The 15686-nt window shown below is 40.9% G+C and carries 14 protein-coding genes; 13 read left to right on the top strand and 1 reads right to left on the bottom strand.

Going from position 1 to position 15686, the window contains the following annotated elements:
- The first annotated feature begins 50 nt into the window (after positions 1-50).
- The 11 genes from BM008_RS08615 to larC all read left to right on the top strand — a co-directional run bounded on the left by BM008_RS08615 (position 51) and on the right by larC (position 10208).
- Positions 51-803, top strand: a complete 753-nt coding sequence (locus BM008_RS08615; protein ID WP_091936091.1) for a carboxymuconolactone decarboxylase family protein — start codon at positions 51-53, stop codon at positions 801-803.
- Between the two features lie 30 nt (positions 804-833).
- A complete protein-coding gene (locus BM008_RS08610) occupies positions 834-1409 on the top strand; it encodes a sugar O-acetyltransferase (RefSeq protein WP_091936090.1) in 576 nt (191 codons plus the stop codon).
- Between the two features lie 184 nt (positions 1410-1593).
- Positions 1594-3120 carry a cupin domain-containing protein gene (locus tag BM008_RS08605; RefSeq protein ID WP_091936088.1) on the top strand — a complete coding sequence of 509 codons (1527 nt, stop codon included), beginning with the start codon at positions 1594-1596 and terminating at the stop codon, positions 3118-3120.
- A gap of 135 nt (positions 3121-3255) precedes the next feature.
- A complete protein-coding gene (locus tag BM008_RS08600) occupies positions 3256-3633 on the top strand; it encodes a cyclophilin-like fold protein (protein ID WP_143072322.1) in 378 nt (125 codons plus the stop codon).
- A gap of 97 nt (positions 3634-3730) precedes the next feature.
- A complete protein-coding gene (locus BM008_RS08595; RefSeq protein ID WP_091936086.1) occupies positions 3731-4165 on the top strand; it encodes a cupin domain-containing protein in 435 nt (144 codons plus the stop codon).
- A 149-nt stretch (positions 4166-4314) separates the two neighbouring features.
- Entirely contained in the window at positions 4315-5265 is a 951-nt protein-coding gene (locus BM008_RS08590) for a DUF3737 family protein (protein ID WP_218146700.1), read from the top strand.
- A 115-nt stretch (positions 5266-5380) separates the two neighbouring features.
- A complete protein-coding gene (locus BM008_RS08585) occupies positions 5381-5791 on the top strand; it encodes a cyclophilin-like fold protein (RefSeq protein WP_245747977.1) in 411 nt (136 codons plus the stop codon).
- Between the two features lie 282 nt (positions 5792-6073).
- The gene (locus BM008_RS08580) at positions 6074-7273 is read left to right on the top strand and encodes an aldo/keto reductase (protein ID WP_091936081.1); all 1200 of its coding nucleotides are present in this window, start codon (positions 6074-6076) and stop codon (positions 7271-7273) included.
- A gap of 158 nt (positions 7274-7431) precedes the next feature.
- Positions 7432-8085 (top strand): flavodoxin family protein, encoded by a 654-nt coding sequence (locus tag BM008_RS08575; protein WP_091936079.1) that lies wholly within the window; start codon positions 7432-7434, stop codon positions 8083-8085.
- 85 nt (positions 8086-8170) lie between these two features.
- Positions 8171-8947, top strand: coding sequence for a nickel pincer cofactor biosynthesis protein LarB (larB, locus tag BM008_RS08570; RefSeq protein WP_091936077.1), 777 nt, complete (start codon positions 8171-8173; stop codon positions 8945-8947).
- A gap of 76 nt (positions 8948-9023) precedes the next feature.
- Positions 9024-10208: a nickel pincer cofactor biosynthesis protein LarC gene (gene larC, locus BM008_RS08565; protein WP_091936075.1), complete on the top strand. Its 1185-nt coding sequence runs from the start codon at positions 9024-9026 to the stop codon at positions 10206-10208.
- A 44-nt stretch (positions 10209-10252) separates the two neighbouring features.
- Here larC and BM008_RS08560 read toward each other — a convergent pair whose 3' ends face one another.
- Positions 10253-12589, bottom strand: a complete 2337-nt coding sequence (locus tag BM008_RS08560) for a hypothetical protein (protein ID WP_143072321.1) — start codon at positions 12587-12589, stop codon at positions 10253-10255.
- 155 nt (positions 12590-12744) lie between these two features.
- Between BM008_RS08560 and BM008_RS08555 the strand changes: the two genes are divergently transcribed.
- Together BM008_RS08555 and BM008_RS08550 are read left to right on the top strand one after the other, a co-directional pair.
- Positions 12745-13641: a serine/threonine-protein kinase RIO2 gene (locus BM008_RS08555; RefSeq protein ID WP_091936071.1), complete on the top strand. Its 897-nt coding sequence runs from the start codon at positions 12745-12747 to the stop codon at positions 13639-13641.
- Between the two features lie 32 nt (positions 13642-13673).
- Positions 13674-15653 (top strand): DUF460 domain-containing protein, encoded by a 1980-nt coding sequence (locus BM008_RS08550; RefSeq protein WP_091936069.1) that lies wholly within the window; start codon positions 13674-13676, stop codon positions 15651-15653.
- The last annotated feature ends 33 nt before the right edge of the window (positions 15654-15686 follow it).

Here is a 15686-nt window from a genome sequence, read left to right as displayed (position 1 = left end):
CAGTGGCAAGATTGTCCTGAATGATCTAATTATGAAAGTGAGGTTTAATAATGAGTATAAGTGAAACAGCAAAAAAGAATCTGGAAGATCTATTCTCCGAAAATATGTCGGATCTGAATGTAACAGATCCGGAACTTATGGAAGTTTTCAATAATTTTGCTTTTGATGAAGTGGTCAGCTATGGAAATTTAGACAAAAAGACCAGAATGATGGTAATTCTGAGTTCCCTGATAGCTAGCCAGAGCTTAAGTGAATATGATGTAATGCTTGAAGGTGCACTCAATGTTGGTGTAACTCCAATCGAAGTAAAGGAAATCGTATACCAATCCATTCCATATGTAGGATTTGCAAAAGTAGTTGACTTTATTCACGCAACCAATGAAATACTGGAAAGCAGAGGAATTGAACTGCCACTGGAAGGCCAGTCTACAACTTCACCAGAAACACGATTTGAAAAGGGACTGGAAGTGCAGAAAGGGATATTCGGCGAAATAATCGATCAAATGTATGAAGTATCGCCAGAAAACCAGATCCATATTCAGAAATATCTGTCTGCAAACTGTTTTGGCGATTACTATACCAGAAAAGGTCTCGATGTAAAAATAAGAGAGCTCCTTACGTTTTCTATTATCCTGTCACTGGGCGGTTGTGAACCTCAGTTAAAGGGACATATTATGGGTAATCTGAATGTAGGGACCGATAAAGAAACACTGCTTAGTACGGTAACACAGCTATTGCCATATATCGGATATCCAAGAACATTGAATGCGATCACTTGTTTGAACGAATTGATCCCGGAATAGATTTTGTGATTGATCAGAGAGATAATTCCAATGAGCAAAAAAGTGTTGCATAGAGATATTTTTGAACGTGACAGATCAGGTGAAGCAGTTTCTATAGATGACCCTGAATTTCCGAAATTAAAGGAAGTGATGCTTCGTACTGCGGAACTGATTACCAGATTGAACACTTCATATCATGATGAGGATGAAGCTAGAAGTCTGATAAGTGAGTTGACAGGTTCAGAGGTTGACGAATCCACCAGGGTAACTCCTCCATTCTACACAGACTTCGGACGGAATATCAAGCTCGGCAAAAATGTGTTTATCAACCACGCATGCACCTTCATGGACAGAGGAGGTATAACTATCGATGATGACACCAAGATAGGGCCAAAAGCTAATCTTCTCACATCCAATCATCCATTGGATCCAGCCCATAGAAAGGAATTGGTATCTACTCCTATATGGATCAAAAAGAATGTATGGGTCGGTGCTGCAGCAACTATTTTACCCGGAGTAACTGTTGGAGAGAACTCTGTAGTAGCAGCCGCGGCTGTTGTTACTCAGGATGTTCCACCTAACACTGTCGTGGCTGGTGTGCCTGCAAGGGTGATAAGAACATTGTAATGCTTAGCTTTATATAGTAGTATATAATATATGGCAATGACTGATTAGTCACTCATAACTATGCTGATCAGCCTGCAGTTTACGAAAACTAGTGACTGATTACTCGATCATGATGATGTGCCGGGCATATAATGCCTTTCAGAAAAGGGAACTTAACAATACAAATTGAACGAGAGAGATAAAAATGTCAAACAATAATAAAACCAGGTTACTGATGCTGTGTTTTTCTTTGATCTTCATTTTTGCAGCAGGATGCATTAGTGAGCCTGATGGTGAACTCGAAGATGACACAATATTTCCAAGAGGAAATAATGTTGCCGGAAGTCCACTTGAAGACAGTTTTACAGGAGACGTATGGGTCGAAATGCTTGTGACTGACGATACTTACAACTCCCCATCATATAACGTAATATTTTCAAAAGGAGCAAGGACCGACTGGCATTCCCACCCGGGAGGACAGCTTCTGTTCGTAACCAGTGGAGAAGGTTATTATCAGGAAGAAGGTGAGCCAGCAAGATCACTGAAAGCCGGTGATGTTGTGGAAATTGCACCAGATGTCGTACACTGGCATGGTGCAACAGCAGATAGTACATTTGAGCATGTCGGAGTAACCACCAATCCAGATTCAGGTGCTGCAGAATGGTTTGGAGATGTTACAGATGAACAATACACTAATTTAGTCATTAATACAGAACAAAATTCAGAGGAAGATAACATGGTAGAAAATAACGAACAGGGAAGATTTGATCTTGGAGATCTTACATTCGAACTAAGTGAGAACGTAATTTTAGAAGAAGTCAGATTCAAGAATAAATTCGGAGTCGAGGTTTCAGGACACTTATACGTGCCTGAAAACATAAACAGGTCCCAAAAATACCCTGCAATTATTATTGGAACACCTTACGGTGGAGTAAAGGAACAGGGAGCAGGACTCTATGCTCAGGAACTGGCACAAAGAGGTTTTGTTGCTTTAGCATTCGATGAATCCTATAATGGAGACAGTGGTGGAGAGCCAAGACATATCTCATCCCCTGATATGTTTGTTGAAGATTTCAGTGCAGCAGTCGATTTCATCGGCACAAGGGACTTTGTAGACAGGGAGAAGATCGGAGTAATTGGAATTTGTGGTAGTGGAGGATTTGCAATTACTGCAGCCCAGGTCGATCCACGTATAAAAGCAGTTGCTACTGCAAGTATGTATGATATAAGCAGCATGTTCAGAGATGGATTCGGATATTCATTGACCGATGAGCAGCGTGCTGCAGCTTTAGCCCAGATGGCTGAGCAGAGATGGGTAGACTTCGAGAATGGAAGTCCATTGGTGCCTGAGGGATTCCCTCGTGAACCAGCAACAGAAATTCCAGAAGGAATGGATCCAATTACAAGTGAATTCTTTGAATACTATGCTATGGAAAGAGGATTCCATCCAAATGCAGGAGCATCATTTACTGCAACAAGCGGTATGTCATTCATGAATTTCCCACTGATGAACTACATTGAGACAATTTCCCCAAGACCAATTCTGTTCATCATGGGAGAGAATGCTCACTCCAGGTATTATACTGAAGAAGCATACGAAAGAGCAGCTGAACCTAAAGAGCTGGTAATTGTCCCTGGTGCAAGACACATCGATCTGTACGATGGCGGAGATAATGACTATATTCCATTTGACAAACTGGAATCATTCTTCAAAGAGAACCTGAACGAATAAGTACAACGGGAAAATAGATGCTTATTTTTCTATTTTCCATTTTTATTTTTAGTTCTCTCGATCGAGATAAAAACGTAATTTTTCAACAATAAGTATCGTCCACTACAAAAAACGTAATGAAATGAGGATTCGGATATGGCAACTCGTAAAATTAAGAATGGAACAAAGATCAAAATGCATTTTGGAAGCAAGGTAATTCCTGGAATACTAAATGATAGTGAACCTTCCAGGGAACTCATCAGCAGACTACCTTATACAGTCCAGGCCAGCAGATATGAGTTTGATGTTTGTGGTGTAATGGACGAACCATTGTCATTCGGTGATGAAGACCTGGTCCCAGGATGGAAAAACGGTGATATTGACTTCACCACTCAGGGAGATTATTTTACCATTCTGTTCGACAACGAAGAAAATTGTTATGGTGAATTTGTAAATCTTGGTGTTATTGACTGTGACCCATCCACGATGGCCTCACTGAAAGGTAGCTTTGATATTTTGATAGAACTAGCCTGACAAGATAACTTTTAGACTGCAGATGGTCGTGGATGATCCTGTTTGATAGAATTAATTAGACATATTACTATAATTAAAACAAAGTGAGGATAAAGAAATGAAATACATGGACAAAGAAGAATTTGAAAAGGCAAATATGTTTGGAACTGGTGTGCCTAATGAGATGTTTGCACAATATTTTATAGGGGATTCTTTCCTGAACCCGTTGACAAAACCCGGAGAAACTCCTGTGTTCTTAGCAAATGTAACCTTCGAGCCAGGATGTCGTAACAACTGGCATATACATCATGCTGAGAGTGGTGGCGGACAGATGCTTATTTGCACTGCAGGAGAAGGCTGGTACCAGGAAGAAGGAAAAGAAGCAGTTAGTTTGCAGGAAGGTTCTGTGATATATATCCCTGCAGGAGTGAAGCATTGGCACGGTGCAAAGGCTGACAGCTGGTTCTCTCATATTGCTTTTGAAATACCTGGAGAAAACACCCAGAATGAATGGTTAGAGACTGTTAGTGATGAGGAGTACAATAGACTATAGTACTCTTTATTTTCATAAATTATGATGAGTGAGCAGTCAATCACAATGGATATATACAATGTGCCACTATCCTCAATTGACTGTTCAGTCAGTCACATACTTTGATGTTAAAAATAACTCTGATCAATGGCAGGAAAAAAGGTAAACATATGAGTCAAAAAAACAATGAATTTAAGGACTTGATATTGGATGAAGAGCGTGCTCTGTATGCCATACAGAACGCCACGATCTCTCAATGTACCTTTGATGGTCCTGCAGATGGGGAGTCTGCTTTGAAGGAAAGTTCAGACATACACGTTTCAGATTGTGACTTCAGACTCCGTTATCCTTTCTGGCATGTAAGTAACGCTCAAATCGAAAATATTCGAATGACAGATACATGCCGTGCTGCATTATGGTACAGCGAACAGATAACAATAAAAGATAGTCATATGGGAGGCATCAAAGCTGTACGGGAATGTGGGGATATCATTATTGAAAACTCTAACATTGTATCACCCGAGTTTGGATGGTTATCACACAGGCTAACCATGAAGAATTCAGAGCTTGAGTCTGAATACCCATTCTTCTACAGCACAGATATCCTTCTTGATAACTTCGTGTTGAAGGGTAAATACTCATTTCAGTATGTGGAAAATGTCGAGATCAGAAATTCCCGGCTGGATACAAAAGATGCTTTCTGGCATAGCAAAAATGTCACCGTTTCAGACAGTATCGTAAAAGGCGAATATCTTGGCTGGTACTCTGAAGATCTCAAACTTGTCCGTTGTACAATAATCGGAACCCAGCCACTTTGTTATGCAAAAGGTCTGGTCCTTGAAGATTGCGAGATGATCGATTGTGATCTTTCATTTGAATACAGTGATGTTCATGCTACGATCACAGGTTCGATCACAAGTGTAAAGAATCCACGCAGCGGATGCATCAGTGCTGATTCCATTGGAGAAATAATACTGGATGATAATCAGCTGGCAGATGATACATGTGTGATCGAGGTCAGGGACGAACTGAATAAAGAAGAAATCCAAAATTCAGATAACTGTGATGAAACATATATCAAACAATGCAGATGCGCCTGTTCAGAACATATAACGAATTGAGGGATCACCAATGGAAATTACTCCGGAACATAATGATAGTACAAAAAGGATGCTAATTTGTTTGGGAGTATTTTTACTGGTATTTTTAGCGATCGGATGTGCTGAACAAAATAATATGGAACAAGGAAACATCAGCGTTCGGTCAGAACAGGATGAGATCATCCATGAAGAGGAGGAAACAAAAATGCAGATAAGTGTGCAATCAAATGGAAAAACAACGATCTTTGAGCTTAATGATGGGAAAGCTGCAAAAGATCTCTATGAACAATTACCCTTAACGATCGATGTTGAAGATTTCAGCAATAATGAAAAGATATTCTATCCACCAAAAAAGCTCGATACAACTAACACACCTATGGCAAATGCAAAAGCCGGAACGCTTGCATATTATGCACCATGGGGAGATGTTGTGATGTTCTATGCTAGTTTTGGCTCTGCAGGTGGTCTGTACGAGTTAGGTAATGTCGTATCAGGTGGTGAGCATATCAAAAATATGTCAGGCACGATACTCATAGAAAAAGTGTAGATATAGAGAACATCGTGGTCTGAAAATGACCATGATCAATGATCAATAATATAGTGACAGAGAGGATGATCTTTGTGACAAAAGAAGAATTTACGAGTAATGGTGAAGACACAAACAAAATTCGTATAGGTACTTTTTCGCATTCCAGTGGCATCCATGATATTGCGAGTAAGATCAATGAAAAGGTGTTCAACTTATCGAATAAAAATTAATTTTTCACTGCATAGTGAGTGATCGGTCGATCATAATATAGATAAACAATTCATATTCAGGAGAACTAAAATGTTATACAGAAAAATGCCAATGAACGGAGACGAGCTTTCTATACTCGGATTCGGATGTATGCGCCTTGCTTCAAAAGAGGATGGCAGTATTGATGAAGAAAGGGCCACCAGACAGGTACGCGATGCGATCGACCAGGGCGTGAACTATGTTGACACTGCATGGCCATATCATATGGGAGCAAGCGAGCCTTTCCTTGGTCGTGCTCTTGCAGATGGATACCGTGAAAAAGTAAAGATAGCAACAAAACTTCCATCATGGCTTATAGAGAAACGTGAGGATATGGATCATTATCTTAACGCCCAACTTGAAAAGCTGAACACCGACCATATAGATTATTACCTCATACACGCCCTTGTTGGTGATTTGTGGGATACTGTTGAAAAATTAGGTGTAGCTGATTTCCTTGACAAAGCAAAAGCTGACGGTCGCATAATCAATGCAGGTTTTTCTTTTCACGGAGCATCAGAGGATTTCAATCGTATAGTAGATGCTTACGACTGGGATTTCTGCCAGATACAATACAACTATCTGGATGAAAAGAACCAGGCAGGTAAAGCCGGTCTGGAATATGCAGCCTCAAAAGACCTTGGAGTGATCATTATGGAACCTCTCCGCGGAGGAAGTCTTACAAAGACTGTACCACAGGCAGTGGAAGAGATATGGGACGAGGCACCAATAAAGAGAACACCAGCAGAATGGGCTCTGCGCTGGGTATGGAACCATCCGGAAGTCACAGTGGTTCTTTCCGGTATGAGCGAGGAAGCTCATGTTGAAGAAAATCTCAGGATTGCAGGAGAAGCACATCCGGATTCACTCACAAAAGAAGAAATGCAGCTTGTGAAGAGAGTGGAAAATAAGTACCGTGAATTGATGAAGGTAGAATGTACCGGTTGTCAGTACTGCATGCCCTGTCCGGCAGGTGTAAATATTCCACTTTGTTTTGAGATGTACAACAACCTTTACCTGGAGGGTGATCCAGACACAGTAAGATTCATGTATGCTGCACGTGTGGGTGGTGCTGTTGGTACAGGTGGAGAAGAGTTTGCATCCCTGTGTGTCCAATGCGGACAGTGTCTTGAGAAATGCCCACAGCATATTGACATCCCAAATGTCCTTGATTCTGTAGTCAACGAACTTGAAGGATCCGATCTTGAGCAAAGAGCTGCCATGGCAAGGGAGATGTTCAAGCAGGTATAATTCTAAACAAGAATGAGTAAAATGCTTTACTCGGCAGAAGGGTTTCTAGTAAGCCTTTCTTCTGCCATTCCCTAAATAAGTGAATTAAAAAACAAAAGGATCGCTAACAACTCTGTTAACTGAAAGGATCCCATTACAAATCGAAATGAGATGGTCACATGAAAGTTATAGCAATAAACGGAAGTCCAAGAAAGAACTGGAACACTGCAGATCTTCTTGAGCATGCGCTTAAAGGAGCAGAGTCCAGGGGTGCGGAAACAGAACTCTTCCACCTTTATGATCTGGATTATAAAGGATGCATCAGCTGTTTTGCTTGCAAGAGGGTAGGGTTCCAGGATGGCATTTGTACCATGAAGGATGACCTGAAAAATGTCCTTGAGAAGATAGAAGAAGCTGATGTTCTTATTTTTGGTTCCCCTATTTACTTTGGTGATGTGACTGGAGAGATGAGGTCTTTTCTGGAAAGATTGTTTTTCCAGTATCTTGTATATGATGAGAACTACTCTGTGAATTGTCAGAAAAAGACAGCTACTGCTTTTATCTACACAATGAATGTTAACGAACAGCAGATGAAAATGCTGGGTTATGATTCTTCTATTTTCAATAACATGGAAATGCAGCTACAGAGATTTTTCGGATATACGGAATCACTATGCTCATTCGATACGTATCAGTTCGATGATTACTCCAAATACGTTTCAAGTGCTTTTGACCTGGAAGAAAAAGCCAGGAAACGAGAAGAGGAATTCTCGAAGGATCGTGCTAAAGCCTTTGAGATGGGAGTCAGATTCGCTGAAAAAGCATTGGAATAGAAGATCATTTGCAAGAAAGAATGTGGATATCAGAATATCCAGGTTCAGTTAATTATATTAGTAATCCAACTCAGAAGTGAAACAAATGGATCTTAAAACTATATTGGATCAGCTCAAAAATAATGAACTTGATATTGAAACTGCAGAATCCGATATCCGTTCAATGGGTTATGTACCAGTCACAGACATTGCTAAAATAGACATTTTCCGCAAGCATCGCACAGGGATAATGGAAGCTATCCTTGCAGAGGGCAAGGATCCTGCAGATGTAGTGAAAATAGCAAAGGCTCAGGTTGCTGCAAGCAGAAGGGTGCTTATAACAAGACTTAATGATGCTCACAGGGAAATTATCCAGAAAAGTTTCTCCTCAGAAGAGCTTGAGTGGGACCTTCATTCAAAAGGTGTTGTGGTCCATGATGGAACTCCTGCACCCAGAACAGGTGGAGTTGTTGCTATAATCACTGCCGGAACCGCTGACATAGATGCTGCAGAAGAGGCAAGGATGGTAGCTCATGAGATGGGCTGTGATACTATTGCGATCTATGATGTAGGTGTTGCCGGATTCCACAGGCTTATCAATGAAATGCAGATACTTAAGGAAAAGAAACCTGATTCCATTGTTGTGGCAGCAGGAAGGGAAGGTACTCTCCCGACAGTTGTTTCGGGCCTTGTTGATGTTCCTGTAATAGGACTTCCTGTATCCACAGGTTATGGAGCTGGTGCAAAGGGTGAGGCTGCATTGCTTTCCATGTTGCAATCATGTTCTGTACTCTCTGTGGTGAACATCGATGCGGGATTTGTTGCCGGCTCATTCGCAGCAAGGATAGCCAACAGGGTTGCAGAGGCGAGGAAACACAAATAGGCAGAATTGTGACCCGTCATCAGAAAACCCTATATTTGAAGTTTTAAACTTAAAATAATAATCTGGAATGAATAAAATGAGATCACTTATATTCGATCCATTCTCCGGCGCTGCCGGTGATATGATACTTGGAAGCCTTATCGATCTTGGAGCGGATGCTGAAAAGATATGTGGGATCATCGAATCCGCAGTTGATGTGGAAGTATCTGTTGACAGGGCCAATAAAAGAGGCATATCCGCCACAGATGTTAAGGTCCATGTACCACATGAGGAACATTCCAGACATTATCATGAACTTGTGGATATCATCAAGGCTGCCGGACTTCCTTCTCAGGTGGAGAAGAGTGCACTTGATGTCTTTGAGATCATGGCAAAGGCAGAGTCAAAGGTCCACGGCGAGTCACTGGAAACGATCCATTTCCATGAGGTGGGACAGAACGATGCCCTTGCTGACGTTATAGGCTCATGCGCAGCTATCCATGAGATAGGTGCAGATTCTGTATTCTGTACTCCGGTCAATGTTGGTGGTGGCAGGGTAAAAGCTGCACACGGTACAATGGCAGTACCGGCACCTGCGACACTTGAGATACTCAGGTCAGGAAGTCTCCTTTCTTACGGTATGGGTAACAGGGAATTGCTCACGCCAACGGGTGCTGCTTTGTTATCATATTTTGCAAAACCTCTGGAGAACCTCCCTAAGGGCAGGGTACTTTCAGTAGGCTATGGTGCCGGGGATGCCGACACTGAAGATCCCAATGTATTACGTACAGTTCTCATGGAAACGGCAGATGTGCTCACAAAGGACCGCATCGAAGTGCTTGAGACCAATGTTGACGATGTAACAGGTGAGGTTCTCGGAAATCTTTTCGATAAGCTGCTTGCAGCCGGAGCAAGGGATGTTGCGATCACACCTACCATCATGAAGAAAGGCAGGTCAGGTCATATCATCAAGGTCATTACAAAGGCCGAGAACAGCGAAAGTGTTGCCAGGGAGATGATGAAGGAAACCGGAACCCTTGGAATACGCGTGATCCCAACAGCTCACCGTTTTGTTGCAGACCGCAGGATGGATAAGGTCACAATCATGCTCAAAGGCGAGGAGTTCACTGTTGCTGTGAAGATCGCTCAGGACAAAGCCGGTGAGATATTACACATGTCTGCTGAATATGAGGACTGCCGCAAGGTTGCCGATAAGGTAGGTCTGCCGCTGAAAGAGATCATCAGGCGGGTCGAGGAAGAGGCATGGGGGAAATTTGGATAATATCTTCTTCATTGTTGCCATTAAGGATGAATAATAATTCATCCTTATGTAACAATACCTCCCCATTCTACTACTACAAAACCATTTCTTTGTGGTACTGTAATCTCTGGTTCTTCTAATTCCACATAAATATTACTTGACTTGAAGACAAATTCTATTCTTATAACTGTGTCTGGTTTCGGTGAGACATCCAAACCCATATTTGTATTCAAAAATTCGTCATCAAGAATCTTTATGGTGTAATATTCCTCTTCTGGAAGCCTGTTTAACCAATATTCTTCAAATTGCCTTTTTTCTTTATCATTGAGGCCGAGTTTGATAAGGTTTTCATCAAACCATTCAGGAAGGTCATCATATGAAACACACCAACCTTCAGAAGGCAACTCCAGAGAGTTTAAAGTGCATTCATAAAAAAGATAATCATACGCTTGCCCTCGCTCATATATTATGCCATCTGAGGTGGCATACACATTCCACCCAGAATTATACTCAGGAATATCTTCTGTAATCTCACCGTTAATATTGAGTTTTACGGATATGCTCTGATTTTGCTCAGGATATAAGTAAACAGCAGGTTTTTCAGGAACTGTTTTTCCAATAAGTTTTACTTCGTATAACCCAACATACCATATTTCATCAAATTCAAGTAAATAAGGAATTAAACTAGTATCTGGATAGGCAAATATAGCACTATCCCATGATTTACCATAATATCCTTTAAAGTAACTTTCATTTGCAGGAAACACAAGTTCTATTTTATTATATACACCATCATAATCTGATTCTTCTACACTTGTTTCAATGAAACCATGTTTTAAAAAGAAGGTTTCAATTTCTTCGAATTCTGCATCATCCCACGTGCTTAATTCGAAATACATAAAATTTCCATCACTACTTTTATAATTAGATGGTAAACTATCCAATGTTGTATTTTCAGGAACTCCATTTTTGTGCTCTTCAGATACTTGCCCTATATAATGAATATTCAGTTCTTTCGGCAAAGTTGTTATATCAATATTTATTGGAGCCTTAACAGTCATAATACGATAACTTGTGTTTGTTGGGATATACGCCTCATTATAGAAATACTGAGGTAAAATACCATATCTTCCAAATAACTTACCTACATCATCACCTAGATTTAGCCTCATTGGACTATTAAATTGTATGAACATATACTCCATTTTTTGAGACAAATCCGTATATTTTGTTATAATGTTATTTTTGTTTATTGCACCACTTTCATTTACAGGTAAAAAGTACAAATCAGTTCCAACTGCCTCGATTAACGTATAACCATTGTACGCTTCTTTGATACAATAAGGTCCATCAAAAGTATTGTAATTATGATTAGTATAACTTATTTTTTCATTAGTGTCTACGTCAACTATGTTTAGAGTAGTAGTATAATAATCCTGAGTTTTGGAAACATATTTATCATTAATTACAAAAGCATTGTTTTCTTTTATGGTATCATTAAGGAGATTTTCATCAATAATTACTTTATCAGTTACGTTTCCTGCACTTAGCTCAGTTTCAATAGGAATACCATTATTATCTCCAACAACTAAATACGTGGAGTTTTCTATATGGACTGCTTTGGGAGTTCCTGAAGCTGTTATATTTGAATATTTTTCTCTCCACAATTCATTTAAATCATTATCAATCCCTACAACAACTAAATGCTGGTAGTCTCTGTACATATGCCCTTCCAAGATAGTCGTTTTAGATGAACCTAGAAGAAGGTAGCCTCCTGTTGTTTTTAGAGCATTTTTCATGTTGAAATCATTATATTCTTTAGAATATACCTGATTTCCATCTGAATTTAGAAATACAATTTTTGCGCTACCGTTGTTTTTTCCAAATATTGCATACTCTTCGTTAATCTCTTCAATACCTGTAATTTCAGTAAAATTATTTTTGGAATATGTTTTTGCCCAATTCTGATTACCTTTCACATCTGTATTTTTAATCCAGAATGAGATGTTTTCAGATAACGTGTGACCTTGTAAGAGATATCCACCATCGGCCGTTTCTTCAAGTCTATCAGCATAGGTAATAACACCAAATTGTGACATTTTTGTATTTGTGCCTATTTCAGTTAATTCAGGAAGTGTGAAATACTCATCCAGTTTTAGAACTCTGATTTCATAGGGGTCTTGGATTTCAATAGAATCAGCGCTTATTTCATTTTCAGGATCAATGCTTGTATTAACTTCATTATCTATATTACTTGTATTCGTTGTAGAATTAGTATGAGTTTCATTTTGAAGGACTTCTTGTCGAGATGTTATTGATTGGTCATCTTTGACACATCCAGAAGTTAGTATTACCAACGCAATGAATAATGAAATTAAATATCCGTATCTTTTTCTCAGCATAACAAAAATAAATAAAGTTATTAGTGAAATAACTTTGTATGTACAGAAGAGAAATGAAGTGTACTTAGTTATATTGTAAGAATGAGAGATATTTTTATTATTTAGTACCTGACTAACCACAAACAATCTAAACCATCCCATCAATTAAAGAGCAAATGATAGACGACGTTGTGAAGTTATTCAAGGAAATGAGCAGCAAGGACCTGCGCATACTCACTGGTATCGAGATAGGCATGAAAAACTTTGAGTGGGTGCCGATCGAGGAGATCATGAAGTATACGCGTCTGCCTTATTCTTCTCTTGAGTACAGGCTGACCTTACTAATAAAGAAGAACATGGTCATTGGCATCAAGAATCCTTACGAGGGTTATCAGATATACTTTGATGGCTATGATATGCTTGCCCTTAATGCACTTGTGAAGAGAGGTACGATAAGTGCAATTGGTGATGAGATCGGTGTCGGGAAAGAATCTGTTGTCCATGAGGCTGTGAAGGAACCGGAACTTGGCCTTGGAGAGCCGCAGGGTGTTATCCTTAAATTCCACAGGGAAGGCAGGACCAGTTTTAAGTCTGTCAAGAGGACACGTTCACATCTCAATGACAGGGAACACTTTTCATGGATCTATGCAGCAAGACTTGCTGCAAAGAGGGAAGCCGAGATCATTAAGGAACTCTATCCTGATGTTTCTGTGCCAAAACTCCTCGATAACAATCGTCATGCACTTGTCATGGATGTTGCAAAGGGAACACTTCTCTACAAAACAAAACTTGAGGATCCTCAATGGTTCCTCGATGAGATGATCAGACAGGTAGGTCTGGTCTATAAGAAAGGTTACATCCATTCCGATCTGAGCGAGTACAACATCTTTGTGAATGAAGGCGGTGTACAGTTCATAGACTGGCCTCAGTGTGTGGAAATAAGCCATCCTCACGCAGAAGAACTTCTCGAAAGGGACCTTTCCAATGTGCTCAAACACTTCAAACGCAAATATCGTATCGATATGGACTTAGCAGAGGTCGTATCACGTGTGAAAGATCCTGTGGAGTCATAAATATATCATAGTAGCGACATAAAATATATTGTATGCAAAACGGGGTTATATACGGCATTGACATAGCTAAAGGCTCTTCCAGGGCACAGGAGGTTCCAAAATATGCCGTTGCCGTTCTAAAGGACGGGGAAATAAACCATTATACAATGGTCCGGCTTCACAGGATCCTCAGGATGCTGAACAGGGACCGGCCTGATCATATTGCCGTTGATAATATCTTTGAGCTGGCTACAAACAAACGTGCTCTCATCCATCTTCTTGAAAAGCTCCCCGATAACACGAAACTGGTGCAGGTCACCGGAGGTGTTCACCAGAAACCCCTGCTTCGTCTTGCACAGGAACACGGTCTTTCTTTCAATCAGTTCGACCCTAACCAGGAAGCTGAAGCATGTGCTATTCTTGCAAGTCTTGGTGTGGGTGTGGAAGTATCTCTTTTTGAGGACATAACACGAATAAAAGTAAGTCGTGCCCGTTCTCTTGGCAGAGGAGGCTGGAGCCAGAACCGCTACCGTCGTAAGGTGCATGGCGCTGTGAAGGAAAAGAGCAGGGAAGTAGAGAGCATCCTGCGTAAATTCTCCCGCGATACCGGTTACACTTATACCGAGAAGATAACCTCGGGCTTTGGCGGATATGTCCGGGCTGAATACACGGTGAACGCCAGGCGTGAACGTGTACCTGTAAAACCGTCTACAAATGCTGATGTTCAGGTCACGGTAAAAAGTGTGGAGAGGGATAAGATCCAATATATCCCTCTAAAAGGACAGGGTCGCAAGTATACCATCGTCGGCATCGATCCCGGTACCACCGTAGGTATTGCTATTCTCTCACTTGAAGGAGAACTTCTTCTCTCCGACAGCATACGTGGAATATCACATGATGAGGTTGTCAGGACGATAGCCGAATATGGAAAACCTGCGGTCGTTGCCACAGATGTCTATCCAACTCCATCTGCCGTAGAGAAGATACGCCGCAGTTTCAACGCAGTTATCTGGAGTCCGGGAGGGGAGATCAGGGCAGAGGACAAGATCGCTATTGCCCGTAAGTTCGGATATTCCAATGACCACGAGCGTGATTCACTCACAGCAGCACTTGCTAGCTATAAAGCATATAAGAATGTCTTTTCAAGGGTAGAGAAGCGCGCTCCTAAGTATCTCGACCTTGACAGGGTTAAATTCCATGTAATTAACGGAGACTCGATCGATGAGGCTATTGAAAAGGTTGCATCAGAATCCAGAATAAAGGTAAAGATGAAACCTGAGCCTGAACCTGTGAAAGAAGACCTTTCAGATGCAGATGGGCAGGTAAAGAAGCTACGTGAGACGCTGGCACAGCGTAATTCTCAGATAAAACAGCTCAAAGATTATGTCTCTGAGCTCAAATACGAGTCTGTACAGAAGGAAAAACAGATAGAGAAACTTGAACTGCGTCTCAACAAGGTCCGCAATTCCACATACAAGCAGGTCAGAAAGGAAAAGGAGCTTCAGATAAGGGATAATGAGATCGCACGTCTGAACAAGGAACTTGCAAAGACAAAGAAGTCCCTTCGTAGTCAGCGCAATCAGAACAAGCGTCTCAAACAGATCCGTAAGAAGGAAGTAAAAGGTGAAGGTCTGCCAGTGAAGGTGATCTCTTCTTTCACAAGGGAGGCGATCCAGCATACAAAAGAACTCTATGGTCTCAGGGAGAACGATGTTATCTATCTGGAGAATCCAAGTGGCGGTGGTCCTATAACCGCTTCATTGTTAATTGAAGCAAAAGTGAAGGCTGTTATCATTAGTGAGGATATTCCCTATGCTGCACTAGAGTCTTTCTACGATGGCAATGTTCCTGTATTGAAAGGCTTAAAGGTCCATCGTGTTGGGGACCTGGCCTCAGTTGATCCCGGGATACTTGGAGAGGCCATCGATAAATGGCAGGAAGGAGCTGAAGAGAGGCGCAAGGAAAAGGAACGTGAACAGTTCCAGTCCATCCTTGAAGAATACAGGAGTGAGCGCAGGAGAGGACTTGCGTGAAATGCACAGTTAACTATAATGTGAATGATGGAG

Origin of the sequence: Methanolobus profundi (assembly GCF_900114835.1) — an archaeon.
GTDB classification, from domain to species: Archaea; Halobacteriota; Methanosarcinia; order Methanosarcinales; family Methanosarcinaceae; genus Methanolobus; species Methanolobus profundi.
This window is presented reverse-complemented; position numbering and strand designations above follow the sequence as displayed.